This window comes from Arthrobacter sp. UYCu511 (assembly GCF_040547105.1).
GTDB classification, from domain to species: Bacteria; Actinomycetota; Actinomycetes; order Actinomycetales; family Micrococcaceae; genus Specibacter; species Specibacter psychrochitiniphilus.
The window spans coordinates 602,218-623,517 of sequence record NZ_JBEPPB010000001.1; the positions used below are offsets into that span (position 1 = coordinate 602,218).

At 60.2% G+C, this 21,300-nt stretch carries 18 protein-coding genes; 14 read left to right on the forward strand and 4 right to left on the reverse strand.

Annotated elements, in window-relative coordinates; translation table 11 throughout:
• Nucleotides 1-34: 34 nt before the first annotated feature.
• Together ABIB48_RS02845 and ABIB48_RS02850 are read right to left on the reverse strand one after the other, a co-directional pair.
• The gene (locus ABIB48_RS02845) at nucleotides 35-733 is read right to left on the reverse strand and encodes a PIG-L deacetylase family protein (RefSeq protein WP_211315145.1); all 699 of its coding nucleotides are present in this window, start codon (nucleotides 731-733) and stop codon (nucleotides 35-37) included.
• Complete coding sequence (locus tag ABIB48_RS02850; RefSeq protein ID WP_354211856.1) at nucleotides 730-1,644, reverse strand: methyltransferase domain-containing protein; 915 nt, start codon at nucleotides 1,642-1,644, stop codon at nucleotides 730-732. Before ABIB48_RS02850 ends, ABIB48_RS02845 begins: the two co-directional genes overlap by 4 nt.
• Nucleotides 1,645-1,688: 44 nt before the next feature.
• Between ABIB48_RS02850 and ABIB48_RS02855 the strand changes: the two genes are divergently transcribed.
• The 12 genes from ABIB48_RS02855 (at nucleotide 1,689) to ABIB48_RS02910 (ending at nucleotide 16,713) form a co-directional block, all read left to right on the forward strand.
• Entirely contained in the window at nucleotides 1,689-4,235 is a 2,547-nt protein-coding gene (locus ABIB48_RS02855) for a DEAD/DEAH box helicase (RefSeq protein ID WP_110106963.1), read from the forward strand.
• A gap of 21 nt (nucleotides 4,236-4,256) precedes the next feature.
• On the forward strand, nucleotides 4,257-4,766 hold the full coding sequence (locus ABIB48_RS02860; protein ID WP_354211858.1) for a GNAT family N-acetyltransferase: 510 nt from the start codon (nucleotides 4,257-4,259) through the stop codon (nucleotides 4,764-4,766).
• The gene (locus tag ABIB48_RS02865; protein WP_354211860.1) at nucleotides 4,763-6,046 is read left to right on the forward strand and encodes an alpha/beta fold hydrolase; all 1,284 of its coding nucleotides are present in this window, start codon (nucleotides 4,763-4,765) and stop codon (nucleotides 6,044-6,046) included. Before ABIB48_RS02860 ends, ABIB48_RS02865 begins: the two co-directional genes overlap by 4 nt.
• A gap of 997 nt (nucleotides 6,047-7,043) precedes the next feature.
• Complete coding sequence (locus tag ABIB48_RS02870; protein ID WP_315913757.1) at nucleotides 7,044-7,403, forward strand: hypothetical protein; 360 nt, start codon at nucleotides 7,044-7,046, stop codon at nucleotides 7,401-7,403.
• A gap of 1,429 nt (nucleotides 7,404-8,832) precedes the next feature.
• Nucleotides 8,833-9,162 (forward strand): heavy-metal-associated domain-containing protein, encoded by a 330-nt coding sequence (locus tag ABIB48_RS02875; RefSeq protein ID WP_354211862.1) that lies wholly within the window; start codon nucleotides 8,833-8,835, stop codon nucleotides 9,160-9,162.
• A gap of 125 nt (nucleotides 9,163-9,287) precedes the next feature.
• Complete coding sequence (locus tag ABIB48_RS02880) at nucleotides 9,288-11,339, forward strand: copper-translocating P-type ATPase (protein WP_354212032.1); 2,052 nt, start codon at nucleotides 9,288-9,290, stop codon at nucleotides 11,337-11,339.
• Between the two features lie 84 nt (nucleotides 11,340-11,423).
• The gene (locus tag ABIB48_RS02885) at nucleotides 11,424-11,921 is read left to right on the forward strand and encodes a hypothetical protein (RefSeq protein ID WP_354211864.1); all 498 of its coding nucleotides are present in this window, start codon (nucleotides 11,424-11,426) and stop codon (nucleotides 11,919-11,921) included.
• 106 nt (nucleotides 11,922-12,027) lie between these two features.
• On the forward strand, nucleotides 12,028-12,630 hold the full coding sequence (locus tag ABIB48_RS02890) for a DUF305 domain-containing protein (protein ID WP_354211866.1): 603 nt from the start codon (nucleotides 12,028-12,030) through the stop codon (nucleotides 12,628-12,630).
• A 90-nt stretch (nucleotides 12,631-12,720) separates the two neighbouring features.
• Nucleotides 12,721-13,614 carry a F510_1955 family glycosylhydrolase gene (locus ABIB48_RS02895; RefSeq protein ID WP_110106970.1) on the forward strand — a complete coding sequence of 298 codons (894 nt, stop codon included), beginning with the start codon at nucleotides 12,721-12,723 and terminating at the stop codon, nucleotides 13,612-13,614.
• 10 nt (nucleotides 13,615-13,624) lie between these two features.
• Nucleotides 13,625-14,050: a hypothetical protein gene (locus tag ABIB48_RS02900; RefSeq protein ID WP_354211868.1), complete on the forward strand. Its 426-nt coding sequence runs from the start codon at nucleotides 13,625-13,627 to the stop codon at nucleotides 14,048-14,050.
• A 26-nt stretch (nucleotides 14,051-14,076) separates the two neighbouring features.
• Nucleotides 14,077-15,582 (forward strand): multicopper oxidase family protein, encoded by a 1,506-nt coding sequence (locus ABIB48_RS02905; protein WP_354211870.1) that lies wholly within the window; start codon nucleotides 14,077-14,079, stop codon nucleotides 15,580-15,582.
• Between the two features lie 408 nt (nucleotides 15,583-15,990).
• Nucleotides 15,991-16,713: a VIT1/CCC1 transporter family protein gene (locus tag ABIB48_RS02910; RefSeq protein ID WP_354211872.1), complete on the forward strand. Its 723-nt coding sequence runs from the start codon at nucleotides 15,991-15,993 to the stop codon at nucleotides 16,711-16,713.
• On the opposite strand, the gene ABIB48_RS02915 is transcribed toward ABIB48_RS02910, so the two are convergent.
• Nucleotides 16,706-16,927: a ferredoxin gene (locus tag ABIB48_RS02915; protein ID WP_354211874.1), complete on the reverse strand. Its 222-nt coding sequence runs from the start codon at nucleotides 16,925-16,927 to the stop codon at nucleotides 16,706-16,708. The two genes, ABIB48_RS02910 and ABIB48_RS02915, sit on opposite strands and share 8 nt — an antisense overlap.
• Nucleotides 16,928-17,745: 818 nt before the next feature.
• On the opposite strand from ABIB48_RS02915, the gene ABIB48_RS02920 reads away from it, so the two are divergent.
• Both ABIB48_RS02920 and ABIB48_RS02925 read left to right on the forward strand, forming a co-directional pair.
• Entirely contained in the window at nucleotides 17,746-18,411 is a 666-nt protein-coding gene (locus ABIB48_RS02920; RefSeq protein WP_110106973.1) for a response regulator transcription factor, read from the forward strand.
• Nucleotides 18,386-19,492 carry a sensor histidine kinase gene (locus ABIB48_RS02925; protein WP_354211876.1) on the forward strand — a complete coding sequence of 369 codons (1,107 nt, stop codon included), beginning with the start codon at nucleotides 18,386-18,388 and terminating at the stop codon, nucleotides 19,490-19,492. Before ABIB48_RS02920 ends, ABIB48_RS02925 begins: the two co-directional genes overlap by 26 nt.
• A gap of 68 nt (nucleotides 19,493-19,560) precedes the next feature.
• Here ABIB48_RS02925 and ABIB48_RS02930 read toward each other — a convergent pair whose 3' ends face one another.
• Entirely contained in the window at nucleotides 19,561-21,270 is a 1,710-nt protein-coding gene (locus tag ABIB48_RS02930) for a copper resistance CopC/CopD family protein (protein ID WP_354211878.1), read from the reverse strand.
• Nucleotides 21,271-21,300: the final 30 nt, after the last annotated feature.

Sequence of the window (21,300 nt, forward strand, 5' to 3'; positions counted from 1 at the left end):
GGAGCCAACCAGGGCCTGGAACTACACCACTGGCTTAGCCGTACAGCTCAAACGCCACGGCTCCACCAGAAGTGACCATCTCTGTCTGCTTGCGGGCCTGAACATCCACAGCTTCCTCACTCAGCGCTCGCAGGTATTGGCTGTGTTCTGCCAGCGACGCGCAGGCTTTTTCAATGCTGGCAGCTGACACCGGCTGGGCATGGGTGGGGTGTGGAGACATGATGGCCACCCACTTGCTTTTGTGCCGCGGCAGGCCCTCGGCCAGTAGTTCGGGGAAGATCCATTCATTGTCAGCATCCCCTACGGCATCCAGGACAGCCCGGCCCACTGCCCTGTGATCGGCGGAGTTCCACCGCCCCGGTCCCCACTCATCCCGGTGATTCAGGCTCAACACCACATCTGGGCGGACCCGGCGAATCTCCCGGGCCAAGTCGCGGCGCAACCCCAGCCCCTCTTCGATCCGCCCGTCAGGATAATCCAGGAACACTAAATCGCTCACACCTACCCGGGCACAGGCGTTCTGCTGTTCCATGACACGCAGCGGCCCCGACTCTTCCGGGTGCATGCCTGCAATGCCGGCTTCCCCACGAGTCGCCAACACGTAGCTGACCTGTTTTCCGGCGGTGATCCATTCCGCCACCGCCGCCGCCATCCCATATTCGGGATCATCCGGGTGTGCCACGAGCACCAGGGCCCGCTGCCAGTCCTGGGGAAACTCTTGCATTTCACTCATTGTTTCTCTCCCACCATAAAGATCCGCCGGAACGGAAAAATTGTGCCACATTCACCCGGCGGATAGGCCGCCACCAAAAGAGGTTCGAACATTTGTTCGAATTTGATCATTTCTTCCGCACCCAGAGCTGCCGCCACTGGCCTCAAGGCGGTGCCCCGGACCCAGCCCAACACCGTGGACTCCCCCGGCAATAGATGGTTGTACGTTGTCTCCCATACATCTGCTGTGGCCCCGTTGCTCAGCAACAGCTCCTGGTATTCAGAGGGTTCCGCCACCGCATCATGGTGGCCCAACACACCGTCCAGCTGTTTGCGCCAGCGCGGACTGCCTGCCAATTCCCGGAGCAACACGTGCGACGGCGAGCCAAAGTTCCCCGGGACCTGCACTGCCAGCCACGCACCAGGGCGCAGTTCTGCCACCCACTGCGCCATGAGGTCGCGGTGCCCTGGCACCCATTGCAAGGCGGCATTGGACACCACCACATCAACTGGTGGAGCCCCGGCGGCTATGGCTGGTCCAGCGAACCCGCCGGACCCCGGCCGCCAGGCAGTGATATCGCCCTGCACGAACGCCAGCCCCGGCTCTAGCTGAGCTGGACGCCGGTGAGTTGCGGGCGGGAGAGAGGGGCCGCCGTCGTGCGCCGGATCAGGCGTGAGAGTAGAAGCAGGAGAAGGCAGAAGCGTGCGGGCCTGGGCAATCATGGCCGCGGAGCTGTCTAGTCCCAGGACGCTGGCCCCGGGCCAGCGCTGCGCGAGCGTTGCACTGAGCGTTCCTGGCCCGCAGCCCAAATCCACCACGGATCGCGGCGCCGTTGCCCCGATCCGGAAGGTCAGGTCAAAGAAGGGCCGGCTGCGAAAATCACTGAAGTGGCCGTACACGTCCGGTTCCCACAGAAATGTTCCATCACCCATGCCGTTATCCTCCCATAGCGCCGAGCACCTAAGCTGGGATGACCATGAATCTTCTTGAACAGCTTGCCACCCTAAATCCGCAGACCTCCTCCGACGACGATATTTTGGACGCGTTTTTGGAGTGGACCCTTGACCGGGGGTTGGAGCTGTACCCGGCACAGGAGGAAGCAGCGCTGGAGCTGGTGAGCGGGAACAACGTGATTTTGTCCACCCCCACAGGCTCGGGCAAGTCAATGGTGGCCATTGCAGCGCACTTCAACGCCATGGCCCGCGGCGCTGCCAGCTACTACACGGCACCCATCAAGGCGCTGGTCTCGGAAAAGTTCTTTGCCTTGTGCGAGATCTTCGGTGCCGAGAACGTGGGCATGATCACCGGCGATTCCTCCGTGAACCAAGACGCACCGATCATTTGCTGCACTGCTGAGATTCTGGCGAACATCGCCCTGCGCGAGGGTGAGGATGCCGACGTTGGCGTGGTCATCATGGATGAGTTCCACTACTATTCGGACCCGCAGCGCGGCTGGGCCTGGCAACTGCCGCTACTGGAGCTCCCGCAGTCCCAGTTCCTGCTCATGAGCGCCACCCTCGGGGATGTGAGCCGTTTTGAACGCGAGCTGACGGAGCTGACCAACCGGGACACCACCACCGTCTCCTCCGGCGAGCGCCCCATCCCCCTGCATTACTACTACGTGCAGACAGGCATCCACGAGACCTTGGAAGAACTGCTCGCTACGAAGCAAGTCCCCGTCTATGTTGTGCACTTCAGCCAGGCTGAGGCCATTGACCGGGCGCAGACCCTCATGAGCATCAACGTGTGTACGCGGGAGGAAAAGGACAAGATTGGTGAGCTCATAGCGGGCTTTCGCTTCTCCGCCGGCTTCGGCAAAACCCTCAACCGCCTGGTCCGTCACGGGATTGGTGTCCACCACGCCGGCATGCTGCCCAAGTACCGCCGCCTGGTGGAGCAACTGGCCCAAGCAGGTCTGATGAAGGTCATCTGCGGTACCGACACTTTGGGTGTGGGTATCAACGTGCCCATCCGTACCGTGCTGCTGACAGCCCTGAGCAAGTACGACGGTATCAAGACCCGCATCTTGCAGGTGCGCGAGTTCCAACAGATCGCCGGGCGTGCCGGACGTGCCGGGTATGACACCGCCGGGACCGTCATTGTCCAAGCCCCCGAGCACGTGATTGAAAACGCCAAGTCCATGGCAAAGGCGGTTGCCAAGTTTGGCGACGACCAAAAGAAGCTACGCCAGGTAGTGAAGAAGAAGCCCATGACAGGCTTTGTCAGCTGGGGTGAACCCACCTTCACCCGCCTGGCCGAATCCGTGCCTGAACCGCTGACCTCCAGCTTCACCGTTACCCACGCCATGTTGCTGAACCTGCTAGAACGCCCCGGCGATCCTTTCCAGGCTGCCAAGGCGCTACTGACCGAAAACCATGAGTCCCCGTCCAAACAGAGGGTGCTGATCCGCAAGGCCATCGGCATGTACCGGGAGCTCCTGGGTGCCGGCGTGGTGGAGCGTATCCCCGAGAATGAGCTGGAATCCGACGGACGCACGGTCCGCCTCACCGTCCATCTGCAAATGAACTTTGCGCTGAACCAGCCGCTGTCGCCGTTTGCGCTCGCAGCCCTTGACCTGCTCGACGCCGAGTCGCCTAGCTACGCGCTGGATGTTATCTCCGTGATTGAATCGACGCTGGAGAAGCCACGTCAAATACTCTCAGCCCAGCTCAAGCGTGAACGCACCGAAAAGGTCGCTGACATGAAGGCTCAGGGCATTGAGTATGACGAGCGGATGGCCATCCTCGACGAGGTCACCTACCCCATGCCCTTGGCCGAGCTGCTTTTTGGTGCCTTTGACGTGTACCGGAAGGCCTCGCCGTGGATGGGTGACTTTGAGCTGAGCCCGAAGTCGATCATCCGTGACATGTATGAGCGGGCCATGAACTTTGGTGAGTACGTGCAGTACTATTCACTGGCCCGTTCCGAGGGTATTGTGCTGCGCTACCTCACCGACGCTTACAAGGCGCTGCGCCAAACCGTCCCCCAAGATGCGCTTCGCGAAGACCTCGAGGACATCATCTCGTGGCTGGGCGAGCTGGTCCGCCAGGTGGACTCCAGCCTGCTCGATGAGTGGGAGAAAATGACTAGTGGCCAGGATACTGACAGTGCCACCTTCCTCGAAGAAACAGCCCTGCCGCCGGCCCCGCCGCGTTTGACCGATAACGCACGTGCGTTCCGGGTCATGGTCCGCAACGAGATGTTCCGCCGCGTAGAGCTTGCTGCGGATGATGACGTTCAGGCTTTGGGTGCGCTCGATTCCGATCGCGGCTGGGACGCCGACCGTTGGGCCGACGCACTGGATGACTACTGGGACGAGCATGAATACATTGAGGCAGGCCCGGCCGCCCGTGGCCCGGCGCTGCTGCATATAGCCCCGTCAGCTGAGAGCTGGTCCGTGCGCCAAACCATTGTTGACCCCGCAGGAAACCATGATTGGCATATGCACGCCACGGTGGATCTTGAGGCGTCAAATGAGGCAGGTGCCGCCGTGGTACATTTTCAGGAATTCAGCAGGATGTAAGCTGCACGATAAGCTAAATTCATGAACTTGCTACGCACCGCTGCGCCCGCCGATGTCCCCGCTATCCTTGGCATGATTCACGATCTGGCTGCTTATGAAAAAGAGCCCGACGCCGTGAAAAACACCGAAGAGATGCTGCACGCCAATCTCTTCGGTGCGAATCCGCAAATCTACGCGCACGTGGCGGACTCCCCTGTTGCCGGAGAACCGATTGTGGGGTTCGCCCTCTGGTTCCTGAACTACTCCACGTGGGAGGGTACGCACGGGATCTATCTCGAGGACCTGTATGTGCGGCCCGAGGCGCGGGGCGGCGGCTACGGAAAAATGCTGTTGCAAAACCTGGCCCAGATTGCTGTGGAACGCGGCTATGCGCGGGTGGAGTGGAGCGTTCTGGATTGGAACGAGCCCTCCATTAACTTCTATAAGTCATTCGGAGCAGCGCCCATGGACGGCTGGCACGTGTTCCGTTTGGACGGGTCCGCGCTGAACACCTTCGGGGCTGCCAGCACTGCGGCGGAGGTTTCGGTATGAGGTCCTCAGATTCCTACACGATCCGTGGTGTGCGCATGCGCGACCACCGCTTTACCGTCCCCCTAGACCATGGGAACCCGGATGGTGCGAGCATTGAGATCTTTGCCCGCGAATTGGAGGACGCCCGGACCGAAGCGGGCGCACTGCCCTGGCTGCTGTTCCTGCAGGGCGGACCCGGTGGCCGTGGCAACAGGCCCGCCGGGCTCAGCGGCTGGCTGGCTGAAGCCACCAAACATTTCCGTGTGCTCATGTTGGATCAGCGCGGCACCGGGCTTTCCACCCCGGCCACCCGCCAGACCCTGCCACTTCTCGGTTCGGTTGAGGACCAAGCAGACTACCTCTCGCACTTCCGCGCCGATGACATTGTTGCCGACGCCGAGATGATCCGCGCCGAACTCGGCTCCGGACCGTGGAGCTTGTTTGGCCAAAGCTATGGCGGCTTCTGCATCCTCACGTACCTCTCCTTCGCCCCCGGTGGTGTGCGCGAGGCTCTCGTCACCGGCGGCTTGGGCCCGTTGACCGGACCCGCCGACCAGGTTTACCAGGCCACGTTTGCCCGTCTGCGCAGCCGCAACGCCGAATACTTTGCCAAGTACCCGGCGGACCGCCCCCTCCTGACACGGCTCATGCGCCACGTTGTGGCCGTGTCCGAATACCTGCCCACAGGTGAACGGCTCACGCCCGAACGCGTGCAAATGCTGGGCAACTTCCTGGGCGGCAACACCCGCTTCGATGCCCTCCATTACCTGCTTGAGGACGCATTTGTGCCCACGCCAGAGGGCGATCGGCTCTCCGACGCGTTCTTAGCCCAGGTCAGCGCCTATGTCAGCCGCGCTGCCAATCCGCTGTACGCCGTGATGCACGAATCAATTTATGTACAAGGTTCGGCCAGCAATTGGGCGGCAGCACGGGTGTTGCGTGAACATCCCGACTTCCACCCCGATGCTGATGAGCCGCTGCTGACGGGTGAGGCAGTGTACCCCTGGTACTTCGCGCAGGACCCGGCACTTGAACCCCTAGCGGAGCTCGCAGAACTGCTGGCGGCCCGGACGGAAGGGTGGGGTGCCCTCTACGATGTGGCACAACTGGGGCGCAACACCGTACCCGTGGCTGCCGCCGTCTACAGCGACGATATCTTCGTGGACCGGGAAATCGCTCTCGCCACGGCCGCCGCCGTCAAGGGGCTGCAAGTCTGGGAAACCGCTGACTTCCACCACGATGGCATTGCTGATGATGGTGAGGGCATCTTCGCCAGACTACTGGGCATGGTCCGCGCCTAAGCGTCATAGGTGGTAGAGGCCCCTTAGCTAGCTGAGACCTTCGAGGCCTCATCCCCGGTATCAGCAGAGTCAGAGGGCTGGCTGCAGCCGAGGCGCGGGTTCTCTAGTTCCCCCACCTTAGAGGATCGCTGCGCGGGGCACAGGTCCCTGGATTGTCCAGAGAGAGACTCGGCGCAGAGTTGTTCGAACACACTCCCACCACTTGCGAAGTCAACCCAGCGTCACCGGGTGCATCGCCAAGTGTGGCAAGCGATACGTGCCCTGGGTCAGTTTACTGTGCTGTCAACGAGTTCAGCCCCCAATGGTGGACTTTGACGTCAATCCCTCGCAGCGAAAGCTCAGGTTATCCGGGTATACCCAGCCCTAACGAACGATTTCTACTGACAATTGTTGCGTTCGAGTGCCAGCGTCATTTGGGGGAGGAATGAGAGGGTAGAAATCTAGCCCGTGGCTGCCCGTGACACCCTGAATCCGGGCTAGTGGGTCCTCCAGCGCTCTAGAGCCACGTATCCCATTCGGACCGGGTAGCCCCCTGGCTAATCAAGGGTGGATTCAGGCTTGACACTAAGCAGCTATGTTCTTTTCCTGCATGGTGAGATTGCAACCATCCAAGCTACTAGATTGTGGTCGTTGCACGTTCAACAGTGTGAGATATGTATGCCGAGCTGGGAAATACCGCCCCACTGCTGAACCCTGCGCCACCACGGGGTGTGGGGGTTCAACCCCTAAAGAAGGCACGAACACGCGGTGGCATGCACGGGACGTGCAGCCTGGGAGCGATGCTCTCCTCGAGGATCCCTATTCCTGCGCTGCCGTTTAAAGCGCATCGGAGAGCGGCGGCCGCATTCTGAACCGGCCGATGAATACCAGTGCTCCCGCGTGGCTAATTCTCCAACAGTGTCCGCCTCATTACAGTGGGACAAGAACCACTTTTTTGAACTCTGCAATCGCAACACCAAGGGCACGCGTGACGTGCAGACAAGACAAGGAGCTATCCATGAAAGCGAAATTGGCCTTCGCAGCCGGACTGGCCGTGGGATATGTTGTGGGCACCCGCGTGGGCCGCCGCGGCTACGAGAACTTGAAGAACAATGCGCGCGCGGTATGGGAGATGGACGCTGTCCAAGAGACCATCGAACATGTGCAAACCACCGTCAAGGACGAAACTGGAAAAATAGCTACCCGTCTTCTTCACCCGGGGGAAAACAGCTCACCCATTGCATCCTCCTCCCCTGAAACAGAGTCAAAGCGGCACAGCGGGCTCCCAGACGTGGACACTGACCCGGCCCTGAACGATGACTTGGGCCAGGATTGGACAGATGAAGGCGGCGCGCTGCCCTCGGGTCCAGCGGCCTGACGGCACCGCCTAATTCCGCTCAACGGTGTCAGCCACCTTCAGAATATTACGGCGGAAACGAGCCGTGACCTGATCCAACAAGGTAAGAATGCGCAACCGGGATGCAGCGGGGTTTGAGGCCAATCACGGCGTTCATTGCCGATGCATCCAGCGCTGCCCGGTAGCACCTTAATCTTTTCTGCTCATAATCTGTCCCAACCGCGGCGGCAACGGTGGAGATGAACTCTACGACGACAGTGCGGGTAAATCCGCTGAGACGTGAGAAAGCTAACCCAGGACTTCGACTCGACTGCCCTCGGTCAGCTGATTAGTCAGGGACGGTAGCCCGGACATGCCGATAATGACGGTCACCCGGGTAGATGCGAGCGAAAAATTTCGCGCAAGGGCGCTGATCCTCTGCCGGATAGTTCAGGTAACGGGCAAAGCGCCACGGCAAAGGTTCCAATGGGTGCGGCGGATTACCGTCAGATCAGGGCTACACATCTGAGCTGCCGTAAGTCCATGCCTTTGCGGCGTGTTCTGGAAAGCCCCAACTCATGAAGCATCTGCATCATGGAATGATTTTTCTGGAGCTGACGGACAGAAGGCGCTGCTGGAGTGCTGCCCATATCCTCTACAGGTCCAGTGCAACTTCCAGCCCTGGCGCCAACGATGGAACATCTGGCCTATCCCCGGCAGTAACCGTGCTGTTGTAGGCAGCACGCTTCCCCCGGGCGTCCTCAAGCGCACGTTCGCCACCGGCGTCGCCCTCCCATACCCATTTGGACGGCCTAGGCCAAGAAAAACACGATAACGCCGTCATGCCCATCAATGATCAGCACCAGAAGTGTCGCTACCGACACGTATTCGCGCCCTGCCCCAACGCGTGGCGTGCCCGCTATCAGGAGGACATCCAGACCCCGGCAAGCAAAATGGTGAGGATGTGGGGGCCAGTAGGAAAATCCCTGCAGCCACAGCAATCCCCAGTGTCAGGCGCAGTAGGGTCTGAAACCCGGTCCTGACTGAGCCCATAAAGGTGGGAGTTCACAAAAACACGTGTTGGTTATCACTGCCAGGGGCCCACGTTAGCGGCTAGGTTGACCAATTGTACTGGTCCTAAATCGCTTCTTGACACTCTTTGCCGAGGTTGAGGTGTACTACGCCCATAGATCGCACCGGTACAACCGGCGCCAACGCTTCCGCCGTAAATAAACGGCCAACAATATTCCTGACGCGGTTCAGCCATACTCAACTCCCTGCCCGTTCCTCTTTGCATATATAGGGAGACAGTCACAGAGCAGCCGCACATTACCTTGACCGCTTATACCCCTAGGGGGTATAATGAGTTTGTTGTCAGTGAAGTAGTTTGTCTCGGCTCAGGAGCATTCCGGCCGCCACTGCCGTTCAACCCCAACACATCATTCATCCTCATTCGAAGGAATTCACTGACATGTGTGGAACCGACACCCGCAAAGACCTCAACCTGACCCCAGCCACTGATACCGGCTGCAGGTGCTGCACTTCCGACCCAACAGCCTTAGTGTCAGGTGCCGCAGTTCCGAGCGAAGCTGCCAGCACACGTTACGCCTTGGAGGGCCTGACATGCGGGCATTGCGTGAAAACTGTGGAAACGGCTATCTCAGCCGTGCCAGGAGTGGAATCGGCCGCCGTTGAACTGGTGGCCGGCGGCATCTCTACACTATCCGTCACCGGTGGCGCCGGCCGGGAATCGGTGCGAGCCGCCGTCGAAAGCGCTGGGTACTCCCTGACCCGAAGCTAACCAGCTGCCGATTATTTGTGCACCGCCGAGCAAGGAGAGTCATGGAGAAGAACAGCAACCCCACTGCCCACCAATCAACCGGCACTGCACCGAAAGAGGGCAATCACTCCAGCACAAGTCCCACTATGATGGATCACTCATCGATGAAACATACGGGCATGGATCATGATGACCATGCCGTGCATGGCGGGGGCCAACATGCCGGGCACAGCACCGCCATGTTCAAGAACCGCTTCTGGCTGACCTTGATCCTTTCCATCCCTGTCGTGTTCTTCAGCCCCATGTTTGGGCACCTCCTGGGCTACACCGTCCCGGCGTTCCCCGGTTCGGCTTGGATCCCGCCACTGTTGGGCACAGTGATCTTCTTCTACGGCGGCCAGCCATTCCTCAAAGGTGGGTGGCAGGAAATCAAGTCCCGCCAGCCGGCCATGATGCTGCTGATCTCCATGGCCATCACGGTGGCGTTCATTGCGTCTTGGGTGACGAGCCTGGGCATTGGCGGATTCGACTTGGACTTTTGGTGGGAGCTGGCGCTGCTGGTGGCCATCATGCTGCTGGGGCACTGGATCGAAATGCGGGCATTGGGCTCGGCCCGGGGCGCCCTTGACGCCCTCGCCGCGCTATTGCCGGATGAGGCCGAACGGGTTACCGACGGCGGCACCGAAACCATCAGCATCGCCGAACTGAACCCCGGGGACATTGTTCTGGTCCGACCCGGGGCCCGGTTGCCGGCCGACGGCGAAATCACCGACGGATCCGCGGAAGTGGACGAGTCCATGATTACCGGCGAATCCAAGACCATCTCCAGGACGGTTGGCGACCCCGTGGTGGCAGGGACCGTTGCCACCGATAATTCCCTGCGGGTGAAAGTGACCGCCGTCGGCGATGACACAGCGTTGGCCGGAATCCAGCGGCTGGTGGCTCAGGCACAATCCTCCACGTCCCGGGCACAAGCCCTGGCCGACCGTGCCGCCGCGTTCTTGTTCTACTTCGCCGCCGGGTCCGGCGTCATCACTTTCATCGTTTGGTCGCTGCTGGGCAGCATTCCAGATGCCGTGACCCGCACGGTGACAGTGCTCGTCATTGCCTGCCCTCACGCCCTGGGCCTTGCCATTCCATTGGTCATTGCTATCTCCACCGAACGCGCAGCCAAGGCTGGGGTATTGATCAAGGACAGGATGGCACTGGAGCGGATGCGCACCATCGATGTGGTCCTCTTCGACAAGACCGGAACCCTGACCAAGGGCGAACCTGCACTGACGGACGTTGCGGCCCTTGAAGAACTGACCACGGATGAATTGCTGGCACTGGCCGCCGCTGTGGAATCCGACAGTGAACACCCCGTGGCCCGAGCCATTATTGCAGCCGCGAACAAGACCGGCACACCAGCCATGGCAGCCACCGGTTTCCAATCGATGACCGGCCGCGGTGTCCAGGCCACCATTGACGGTTCCACCGTGGCCGTCGGCGGTCCGGCACTGCTGAAGGAACTCGCTCTGGCCGAACCGGAGCGGATCAAGACCGCAACAACGCGCTGGATGGACAGAGGGGCTTCAATTCTGCACGTCATCAAAGACGGTGCCGTGATCGGTGCCGTCGCGCTAGAAGACGAAGTCCGTGAGGAATCCCGGCAGGCCGTCCACGCCCTGCAATCCCGCGGCATCAAAGTTGCCATGATCACCGGTGACGCCCAGCAAGTCGCCGCCACCGTGGCCGCGGAGCTGGTCATCGACGAGGTCTTCGCCGAAGTCCTGCCCCAAGACAAGGACCAGAAAGTGACCGAACTCCAAAGCCGCGGCATGAAGGTGGCCATGGTCGGCGACGGCGTCAATGATGCACCTGCCTTGGCCAGAGCAGAAGTTGGCATCGCGATCGGCGCCGGAACGGACGTCGCCATGGAATCAGCCGGGGTGATCTTGGCTGGTAATGATCCCCGCGCTGTACTCTCCGCCGTGGACCTCTCCAAAGCCAGCTACCGCAAGATGTGGCAAAACCTGATCTGGGCCACGGGCTACAACATCATCTCAGTCCCACTGGCTGCCGGAGTGCTCGCCGGCGTCGGCTTCGTGCTCTCACCAGCGGCCGGGGCTGTGCTTATGTCCTTGTCCACCATCGTTGTGGCCCTGAACGCCCAACTGCTGCGCCGGCTTAAGCTCGACCCGGCTGAAGTGAGCTAACCCCTAACTCACCGGAACCATCCAGTTCGCTCCGGTACACTACACAACGACTGAGACTGCCAAACCACCAGAGAGGATCCCGCCATGAACGCGTCAAGCACGCTGCGACTGCCGGTATTCTTGCTGCGTTGGGTGGGCCTAATCACGCTGGCGGCCGCTATTGTGGGCGGCCTTCTGGGTATGCACGTCATCGGCAGCGCACAGGCTGCACCGATGGCGTCCGTGCACATCAGCACCGCTGCCGCTTCAGCTGCTGCCGACGTGGCTGGGGCTCCTGCTCGTGCACACCCCGCAGCATCACTAACCATGTCAGTCGCCGACCATGCCGAGGTTGCGGCAGTGGCCTCCCTCCACGGAAACATGAATGTGTGTGGGTGTTCACCCTTGGGATGTGAGATGCCCATGGCCAGCCACGGAGATTGCATCCCCTTCGCCGGGGCGGCTACGCCAGCGGCCCCGCAACCGGGCCTCGTGCCCGACCCTGCCGCCGGGCCCACCGTATCGGGCCATGAGGGATACAAATGCGCAGGGCGCGTTCTGGACCCGCCGTCCTTGACTCAACTCTCCATCAGCCGGACGTAAACCGCTCGATTCTGACCTGTCACCGAGTGACAGGTCCTCGTTAGCGCACCCCGCCGAGGGGTGACGTCCATTTGTAGTGAAATTTTTGAGTTGAGGACTGTTTACTGTGAAAAAAATTCTAACCGTTTCCGCCGCCGCACTAGCCGCCGTTATTGCTCTGTCCGGTTGTTCCACCAGCCCCGATGCAGGCTCTATGGAAGGCATGGACCATGGCAGCTCGGCCATGTCCACCGCACATTCCCCTGCCATAGGCGCCGAACACAACGCGGCGGATGCAATGTTCGCGCAAATGATGCTGCCTCACCACTCCCAAGCAGTGGAGATGAGTGAGATCATGTTGGCAAAGCCCAGCCTGGACGCAAAAGTCATCGCTTTGGCCAAGGATATCAAGACTGCCCAAGCCCCTGAAATCGCCACTATGACCAGTTTCCTGAGCATTTGGGGTGAGCCGACCACCATGACCGGCGATCACTCCATGGCGGGTATGATGACCAGCGCCGACCTGGACAAACTCAAGGCAGCTCAAGGCAACGAAGCCGCAAGAATGTTCCTGACCCAGATGACCGCCCATCATGAAGGGGCCTTAGAAATGGCCAAGACCGAAGTCGCCGACGGCAAGAACGCCGACGCCGTCACCTTGGCCAAGTCGATTGTTTCCAGCCAAGAGGCCGAAATTAATGACATGAAAGAGCTACTAGCAGCCCTCTAAAATGTCACCCGGGCAACTGTCGGTGGCGGTCAGAATCAGCTTTCGACCGCCACCGGCCACAGCTTTCCCACTTCCTTCTGGAGATTTCTGATGACCCCCAAAGCGCTCTTTTCGCACACACACCTCCCGCTGATCAGCGCGGCCCTGCTCGTGCCATTTGCTCTGACCGGTTGCACAACAACGGCCACCACTGCAGTTTCTCCTGACCCTGCACCAGCTTCTACCGGACACGTGCATGGGATCTTTGTGGATCCTGTATCCACGCAGATCCTGCTCGCCACCCATGACGGTCTCTACGACGCCACCGGACCCACCATGACCAAGATTGGCACCCAGACCGTTGACTTGATGGGGTTCACCACAACCGCCGATCCGCTGGTTTTCTATGCCTCCGGGCATCCCGGACCCGGCTCAACACTGCCTGACCCCGTGGGACTGATCCGTTCCGTCGATGCCGGCAAAACGTGGGAACCTCTCTCGCGCGGTGGCCAGTCAGACTTCCACGCTCTCAGCAGCACTGAGCACGGGCTCGTCGCCTTTGACGGAAAATTGTGGACCAGCGCAGACGGCCTCACATGGACCACATCAACGGCGAGCTTTGCCCCGGCAGTCTTGGCAGGAAACCCGGCCACCCCAATAGTGTTGGCCACCACCCAAGAAGGCTTGAAACGCTCCACCGACAGCGGAAGAACCTGGAGCGCAGTCCCGGGCGCCCCACTGATGCAGTTCGTATCCTTCGCCATCGGAACAGCTACAACAGGCTCGGCTCCAACACAGGTGGTTGGTATCACTCCGGGCGGTAATGTCCAGATCTCCAACGATGCCGGGCTGACATGGACTTCCACAGGGAAGGTTGCTGGGCAGGTCCAAGCGGTCACCGCAGTGGCCGGTACAGCCGGCACACCAAGTATCTGGGTAACTGCAGCTGATGGTATGCAACGCTCGTCCGACGGCGGAGCCACCTTCGCCCCAACCACTCCCTAAGGTCGTGAGCATGGGGGAGTTCTTTGCCACCAACACCCCTGACGATGCCCTGAAAGCTGAAATAGGCATCCGGCCTGTCCAATCCCAAGGAGCCGGGAAATCTTCGCCGTTTGCTGACCGGGGCCCGCTTTCTCGTCGTGGGCTCGGCGCTGGAGCAGCACGCGGCATCCGTGTTTGGCTTGGGCTGGAGACCTTGGATTGGCCCCAGACTCACCGCCGTCCTTGCCCTGTGCAGAGGCTGAGCCACTGGCGACCTGACCCACTAGCGACCTGCCCCACTATCGACCTCAGACTAGTGCGCCCGCACATTCGCGTGGTCAACATCAACGGGGCAGCCATTCTCATCGCCTGGGGCCTGACGATGCGCACCGGCCTATGGATGAAGTGTATCTATCAATTACAAAACCTCGCCGGCACCTTCATCACCCCCGTCTAACCGGAAACCAATTAAAGGATTTCATTATGAACACCACCCCCACCCGGCGCTCCTTCCTAAGACTGTCCGTAGCCGCTACAGCCATAGCCGCACTCAGCGCCTGCACTCCCCCACCGGCGGCATCCGGAGCGAACCGGATCCTGCCCACGGATCCGTTGATCGCAGACTTCGAAGCCGCCCGGGTCACTTCCGGGAGGACCATCAGCGCAACGCTAGCACCGGCACCACTGACCACCACGCTGGCTAGTAAAACCATCTCCACCGCCGGGTATAACGGCGCCCTCGTGGCGCCCACCCTGCGCGGCTCGGTGGGCGACCAACTCAACGTCACCATTGCAAACAAACTCAGTAACGGCACCAGTGTGCACTGGCACGGCTTAGCCCTGCGTAACAATGACGACGGCGTTCCCGGCCTGACCCAAGACGCCTTCGCCCCCGGTTCCCAGAACAGCTACGACTTCAAACTGCCCCACCCTGGCACCTACTGGTATCACTCGCATGTGGAAATGCAGCGCGAACAAGCCCTCTACGGGGCGCTCATCATCGACGATCCCAACGAGACACTTGTCTATGACAAAGAATGGGTAATCGTCCTAGACGACTGGCTCGACGGCGTTACCGGCACTCCCGATGGTGTTCTGAAGGAACTTTCCCAAGGCGTGAGCACAGGTATGGGAGGGGGCGGCATGCCCATGAGGCACATGCTCATGGGGACCTCCAGCGAATTCTTGGGCGGAGACGCGGGCGACGTTGCCTACCCCTTCCATCTTTTCAACGGCAAGGCCCCGGAACACCCGGAAACATTCGTGGCCAAATCGGGCGAAAAAGTCCGTCTGCGCATCATCAACGCCGCCGGGGATACCGCCTACCGTGTGGGGATCCCAGGTCAGCAGCTGACCCTAACCCACACCGACGGGTTCCGCATCAAGCACACCGAGGTGGACGCCGTCGTCCTCGGTATGGGTGAACGCATCGATGCCCTCATCACCGTCAAGGAAGGCTTTACTGCCCTTCTCGCTCTGGCAGAGGGGAAAGGACAAATGAGCTACGGGCTCATCTCCACCGGTACTGGAACCACGCCTACCTGGGAGTCCCTGCCTGGCACCCTGAGCGGCACCGTGGTCGACGGCGGCCAACTCACCGCAGACCCCTCCGTGACACTGCCCGCCAAGAAACCCGACCGGACTTACGAACTGCGCCTGACGGGCGGAATGATGAAGTACGACTGGGGCATCAACGGCCACCGATTCGACATGACCAAACAGTTTGAGAACGCTTTCGACCTCAAAGCTGGAGAACGGGTGGAAGTGAAGTTCATCAACGAAACCATGATGTGGCACCCCATGCACATCCACGGTCACACGTTCCAAATCGGGACTGACGGGTCGCGGAAGGACACTGTCATCGTCCGGCCCAAGCAGACTGTGACCGTCCAGTTCGATGCCGACAATCCCGGCCAGTGGCTCTTCCACTGCCACAACGCTTACCACGCCGAACGTGGAATGATGGGTGTTTTCTCCTACCTCAGCTAACATCCAACCATCATGAATCCCACAATACCGACCACTGTGTGTGGGGCGTACCCGCAGGCTGGTTGAAACAGGACTTCTGGCAGGATCAAGCGGTAACCAGGCACAACTTTGTTGAACCGGCATTGGAAATTCGAAGAAGTGGGAACCACAAAACTGAGCTGTGCCGCAAACAATAAGACCCAAGCCTCGGAGTCGGGACAGCTCAAGGATGCACCGGTAAGTGCGCGCTGGGAAACAGATTAGTACCAAAGAGTCTCCGCTTGTGACTCAAACTGCTGCTGTTGAAACCTTGGCTGCACAATTTGCTCCGATAATGGTGCTCAGCCAGCCAGCTTTGCGAGCACACGAGTGAAGGCTATGAACCTGTACTAAGTATTTCTGGTCCACTTCATCTGCTATTTTGAGCGCATGAGCGAACTAGTGGGCTTCCATGACAATGAACCGCACACACCTAATATCGCCGGGCGCCTGAACTGGTTGCGGGCCGGTGTTCTCGGCGCCAACGACGGCATAGTATCCGTCGCCGCCACCGTCGTGGGAGTCGCCGGCGTGACCAACTCACCCACCCCCATTCTTGTCGCTGGAATCGCCGCACTGGTTGGCGGCGCTGTTTCCATGGCATTAGGTGAATACGTGTCCGTGAGTAGCCAGCGGGACAGCCAACGGGCCCTTATCGAGAAGGAACGCCGCGAACTGGCTGAAGATCCTGAAGCTGAATTGGCGGAACTCACCGAGATCTACCGCACCCAAGGCCTCAGCGAAGCCACTGCAACACAGGTGGCCCTTGAGCTCACCGCCCACGATGCTTTATCAGCACATCTGGCCGCTGAACTGAACATCAGCGAGCATGAAGAAGTCAATCCATGGCAGGCAGCTTATGCCTCGGCAGCCGCATTTACTGTTGGCGCAATCCTGCCCCTGATAGCCATCTTGCTACCGCCAGCGGAATGGCGGATCCCCGTAACGTTCTTGGCGGTACTGTTCGCCCTCGCCCTGACGGGAACGGTGAGTGCTTCCATCGGAGGCAGCTCCAAAACCACCTCTGCACTGCGCCTAGTAGTTGGCGGCGCCCTGGCACTAGCGGCGACCTACGGAATCGGCACCGCCCTCGGCGCAAGCGGAATCATCTAAACACCCCCCCCAAGACTGTCCAGATGTTGCCTAGACGTATCCGTCTGGCTCTTCTATTCCCGGAACTGGTGGCCGGATTGCTGCGGCCACCGTTGGTGGAATGCAGGGCCAAGGGATAGCCCCAGTCATCGCGGACCAAAACGGTGGGCAATAGTTCGGTGCACAGCCCCCGCCCGTCGCACCTGGTCCAGTCGATGTGGAGCATTTCGTTCATGTTGTCCTCCTGGTTTGCCTCAGGCAGGCTCCCCTGCCGGCATGCTGGTGAATGACGCGCGAGATGTTCCAAAAATTCGCTTTACCGTTCGGCCCGCACACCCGTTCCCACGCCGTGGAAGGTCACCATCAGGGTGCCAACAGTTCATCAATGTCAAAAGGTTTAGCCAAATAGTCCTCCGCACCGCTGTTCAGCCCTCCAACACAGTCTGCAGGATCACTCAGGGCCGAGAGGATGAGCGCCGGCGTAGCTTCTTAGCAACGGACATGCGATGGCTGAACCAAGGTCGGCAACAGTGAGAGCGTTAGTGCAGTTGGCTGTGGCGAGGAAATCCGACGGCGCTAAGCACGTCCTTGGCCTGAAGACGGAAGCGCGGTGTTCATTTCCGGTTTCTCCCCCGGGAGATGGCAAGACCACGGCCAGCGGGAAGAGATTCAGCATGATGCGCAACAAAACGTTGCCCCATGGGGCGGTTGCCACCCATGAGCCAAGATAGTTTCCCGGGGTGATCGACATTGGCGCTGCCGCGTTAACTGATTGACAGCTCTGGTGACATAGCTTACGCTGAGCGCATCCGGCCACTACCGTGAACGGTCCAGCCATATTGTTGTGGATTATATGCCACAGTGAATTGGGGAACCTCGCATGAAAAATCGCATTGCTTCGTTCGGGATTAGTCTCCCTGAAGCGTGGGCGCTTGATGACTGCGGGCGAGGTTCCCGGACGTCCCAACCCTTTAGCGGATCGTCATCCGTGGCCTCAGCTGTACGTTCTGTCTCGCACCGTTCGAAAACCATTGCCATAGACTGGACACCGGCGTGAGTCGCATCGTCGTTGTCGAGGATGAGCCCATCCTCGCCCGGCTCCTAGGCCGAATCCTCAGCGGAGCCGGCCACACGGTCACGGTGGCTGGCACTGTAGCTGATGCCCTCAAAACCATCAGGACTGTTGACCCGCACTTGATCATTTTGGATCTGGTGTTGCCAGATGGCCGCGGCGAGGATGTTCTGGCCGAACTAATGCAATCCCGTCCTGCGAGTCAGGTTTTGGTGCTCTCATCCATGACACAGGTGGCTACCCGGGTGGGTGTTTTGGAGGGCGGTGCGGTGGATTTCTTGGCCAAACCGTTTGCCAACGCCGAACTGTTGGCCCGGGTTCACGCCCGCATTCGAACGGCCGCCCCGCCCTTAGCAGTCCCCCGCTACCTTCGAAGAGCTGGCGTCGAGATAGATGTCCAGCAACGCGAGCTCGTCTCTGATGGGCGCCGCATCTCACTAACCCAACGCGAGTTCGTGCTCCTAACCCACCTCCTTCAGCGGGCGCCCGAGACATGTACCAGGGCCGAGCTTCTTGAGCGCGTCTGGGGCACCAGCTACGACACCGGGACAAACGTGGTTGACGTCTGTGTGCGCCGGCTGCGATCCAAACTCTCACAGGACCAAATTGAAACGGTGCGTAATGTTGGATATAGGATCGCGATCTAAAGCAGTCCTCGCCGCCGCGTGGGTGGTGTTCGCGGGCGTGAACTGTTACCTCACCTTTGTGCTGCCTGGCAAGGAAACCATCCCCTTTCATCTGGTATGGGCTAGTTTCGCGCTGCTTTACGGACTCTGCCCGTGGCCACGGCGTGCCACCATGATTGCCTTCTTCGTTGTCACAACAGTGACTGGTGCAGCCCTGGTGGGCCATGCCATTGCAGGGAACATCGAATGGGAAGAATGTACCGAGATCTTCTTGATGGCCGGTATTATGGCGCTGTTGATCTGGCATGTTGACCGTCAGTGGAATTCTCAGTCCCAACTGCGCGCACTGCAGCAGGCTGACCGCCACCGCAGTCAACAGCGGGAAAATGCCGCTCGGTTCGGTTCGCATGAGGTACGCACGCGCCTGACAATCGCTAGGGGCTACGCGCAACTCATCGCCGATCAGTCCACCGAGCCGACGGTGCGCGAGGACGCCGAGCTGGTGGTAGCCGAGCTCATTAAGGCGTCAGCGTTGGCAACCAACTTACTAACCCTGGTCCGGGTTGTGGAGCCGCCGAACACCGAGCCGGTCGACGTCGACAGGATGCTGGCCGTGATCTTGCGCCGATGGGCTATCACCGCCGACAGGAATTGGAGTTCCCGGAGTGAAGCTGGCACCGTCCTGGGCGACAATGAGCGACTCGAGGCAATAATGGACTGCCTGATCGAGAATGCGGTCAGGTTCACCGGCCCAGGAGACACCATCGCTGTAACAGCCGACCCCCTAGGCAGCGAGCTGGTGCTGACTGTCAGCGATACCGGAGCAGGCATCCCAGAGGCGGATCTGGGCTCCATTTTCGAGGTCTTTCAGACCGGGTCCGCTGCCGGCGAGCGAGCTGGGAGCGGTTTGGGTCTGGCCATCGTCAAGACCGTCACGGAGGCCCGTGGCGGCACCGTCTCCGTGGCCAGCACGCTTGGCCACGGCACCACATTTACCTTGCGGTTACCGCTACTATCTGTGCCGCCATCCCCGCTTGGGAAAACCGTCTCAGCCTCGGCTGACCCTGATCCCCTTGATGAGTCGGTCAATTTACTCAGCTGAGATTGGGACCTTCACGAGTACACAGGTCTGACTCCTGGTGCCTCCCCACGGCTGGGCACCGGCACGGTTCACTTTGCCACCACCACATCAATCACGGCCGCGGGCTGCTCGAGCTCGTTGATTCGGACGGCGACTGTGATTTTCCACATTCCAGCGACTGGCAGGTCCATTTCTGCTTGGTAGCTTCCCTCCGTCTCCCCTGGTTTGACTGTGGCAGCCAGCGGTCCAAGGCTCTGGTTTGGTTCCGCCACGCTTACTTGAGGCAGACTGAAGGGACTTAGAGGATCCCCACCAACGTCAGTGATGGTAAAGAGCAGTACGTTCGTACCCGCCTTACCAGCGCTGAAGGTGCCGGTGAGATGCCCAGTTCCAAGGTCAACGAGTATTTCAGTTCCTGACGGGTCCAGCACCTCGAGCGTCCGCGGATTCTGCAACGTCAGTGCTGAGGTGAGCCCAAGCACCATTACTATCCCAATAGCCTCAAGACGCACGGCAAGGGCTAAGCGGGACCAAGCTTTTCCCTTAATTCCCTCGTTTACCAGACGTGGGAGAAGTCCAAAACGGTTCCATGCCGCAAATCCTCCAATCACAGCCACGATTGCCAACTTGACCATCAACAACCGACCGTAGGAGCTTCCAACAAGAGTTGCCACCGAACCAACCATCACCACGGCCATGATTGTCCCCGAAATGCCCAGCAGCACCACCAGTCCTCCAGCCAACGTGGAGAATCTGCCCAAGACCATGGCGGCCAGTGCAGGGTCACCTTTGTGCCGCCGGGCACGGGCTAGATGCAGTACCAGTCCTACGAGGCCGCCTAGCCAAACTGCTGCCGTCGCGGCGTGAACCAGGTCCGAGCCCATCACCAGCCAGCCGGGTTCGTACGCCTGAGTGTGGCCGATGGGTAGAACAGAAAACAGAGCCACACCTGCCCCCACCGTTGCCGTCCAGCTAGAGCCCGCTCCCGGAATTCTGGATGCCAACAGCATCAGCAGTACCCCGGCAAGGGCAAAGACAAGGGTTAACCCCTGCCCCCCGGACCACCCGATTCCCCAGACGGCTGGATCAGCCAGATCTCCAAGACCCGAACCTCTCTCCCGCACCGCGCTGAGGGGCACGAGCAAGGTGTAGGCGCTGATGGCGAGGAATCCAGCCACCCAAGGTAGTGGACGAGCCGCCACAGTGGTCCGGGCAACGAAGAGATCGAAAGCCGTGAGTCCTATAAGGACGAACAAACCCAGATAACCAAAGGCGTTGAGTACTCCGTAGAGCAGGTCCACCCCTCCGGAGGCATCCGGGACGACAGCCGGAACCCCTGCGCCGGCCCTCCCGACGCTGAACGAGAGCACACCGGAAATGGGATGGGAGTCATCTGAGATGACGCGCCAGCTGAGCCTGTAGCTACCGTTGGCAAGTTTTGGCGGCAGGGTAGCCGTGACCGTGGCGTCCAGTTGGTCTACGTGCAGGATTTGGTGTCCGCCACTGCTTTCGTAGAGCTGGAAACCGTCAAGGACAGGGGCCACGGTTTCGCCGAAAACAAACTCCACCGAAGCGGGAGCTCTGGTGAGGGCTGCGCCATCGGCAGGCAGGGAGTACAGCAGCGCTGCGTGCGCCAAGACTGGCGTGGGTGGGACCACCAAAGCGAGCGACAGCATGGCGAACAGCAACGCGAGCAAGCGGCGGGCATTTAGTTTCGGTGCCCTAACTTTCTGCCAGCGCATTTGACGGGATGGTTCTCTGAGCACGATCGTCTCCTCGTCCTGTATGACTGAGCCCATGCAGGCAGCGTACCCCGCCGCCCAACCCAC

Coding starts and splice junctions, on each gene's coding strand:
- ABIB48_RS02845 (WP_211315145.1), bottom strand. CDS start 733: ATGAGTGAAATGCAAGAGTTTCCCCAGGACTGGCAGCGGGCCCTGGTG.
- ABIB48_RS02850 (WP_354211856.1), bottom strand. CDS start 1,644: ATGGGTGATGGAACATTTCTGTGGGAACCGGACGTGTACGGCCACTTC.
- ABIB48_RS02855 (WP_110106963.1), top strand. CDS start 1,689: ATGAATCTTCTTGAACAGCTTGCCACCCTAAATCCGCAGACCTCCTCC.
- ABIB48_RS02860 (WP_354211858.1), top strand. CDS start 4,257: ATGAACTTGCTACGCACCGCTGCGCCCGCCGATGTCCCCGCTATCCTT.
- ABIB48_RS02865 (WP_354211860.1), top strand. CDS start 4,763: ATGAGGTCCTCAGATTCCTACACGATCCGTGGTGTGCGCATGCGCGAC.
- ABIB48_RS02870 (WP_315913757.1), top strand. CDS start 7,044: ATGAAAGCGAAATTGGCCTTCGCAGCCGGACTGGCCGTGGGATATGTT.
- ABIB48_RS02875 (WP_354211862.1), top strand. CDS start 8,833: ATGTGTGGAACCGACACCCGCAAAGACCTCAACCTGACCCCAGCCACT.
- ABIB48_RS02880 (WP_354212032.1), top strand. CDS start 9,288: ATGATGGATCACTCATCGATGAAACATACGGGCATGGATCATGATGAC.
- ABIB48_RS02885 (WP_354211864.1), top strand. CDS start 11,424: ATGAACGCGTCAAGCACGCTGCGACTGCCGGTATTCTTGCTGCGTTGG.
- ABIB48_RS02895 (WP_110106970.1), top strand. CDS start 12,721: ATGACCCCCAAAGCGCTCTTTTCGCACACACACCTCCCGCTGATCAGC.
- ABIB48_RS02900 (WP_354211868.1), top strand. CDS start 13,625: ATGGGGGAGTTCTTTGCCACCAACACCCCTGACGATGCCCTGAAAGCT.
- ABIB48_RS02905 (WP_354211870.1), top strand. CDS start 14,077: ATGAACACCACCCCCACCCGGCGCTCCTTCCTAAGACTGTCCGTAGCC.
- ABIB48_RS02910 (WP_354211872.1), top strand. CDS start 15,991: ATGAGCGAACTAGTGGGCTTCCATGACAATGAACCGCACACACCTAAT.
- ABIB48_RS02915 (WP_354211874.1), bottom strand. CDS start 16,927: ATGAACGAAATGCTCCACATCGACTGGACCAGGTGCGACGGGCGGGGG.
- ABIB48_RS02925 (WP_354211876.1), top strand. CDS start 18,386: ATGTTGGATATAGGATCGCGATCTAAAGCAGTCCTCGCCGCCGCGTGG.
- ABIB48_RS02930 (WP_354211878.1), bottom strand. CDS start 21,270: ATGGGCTCAGTCATACAGGACGAGGAGACGATCGTGCTCAGAGAACCA.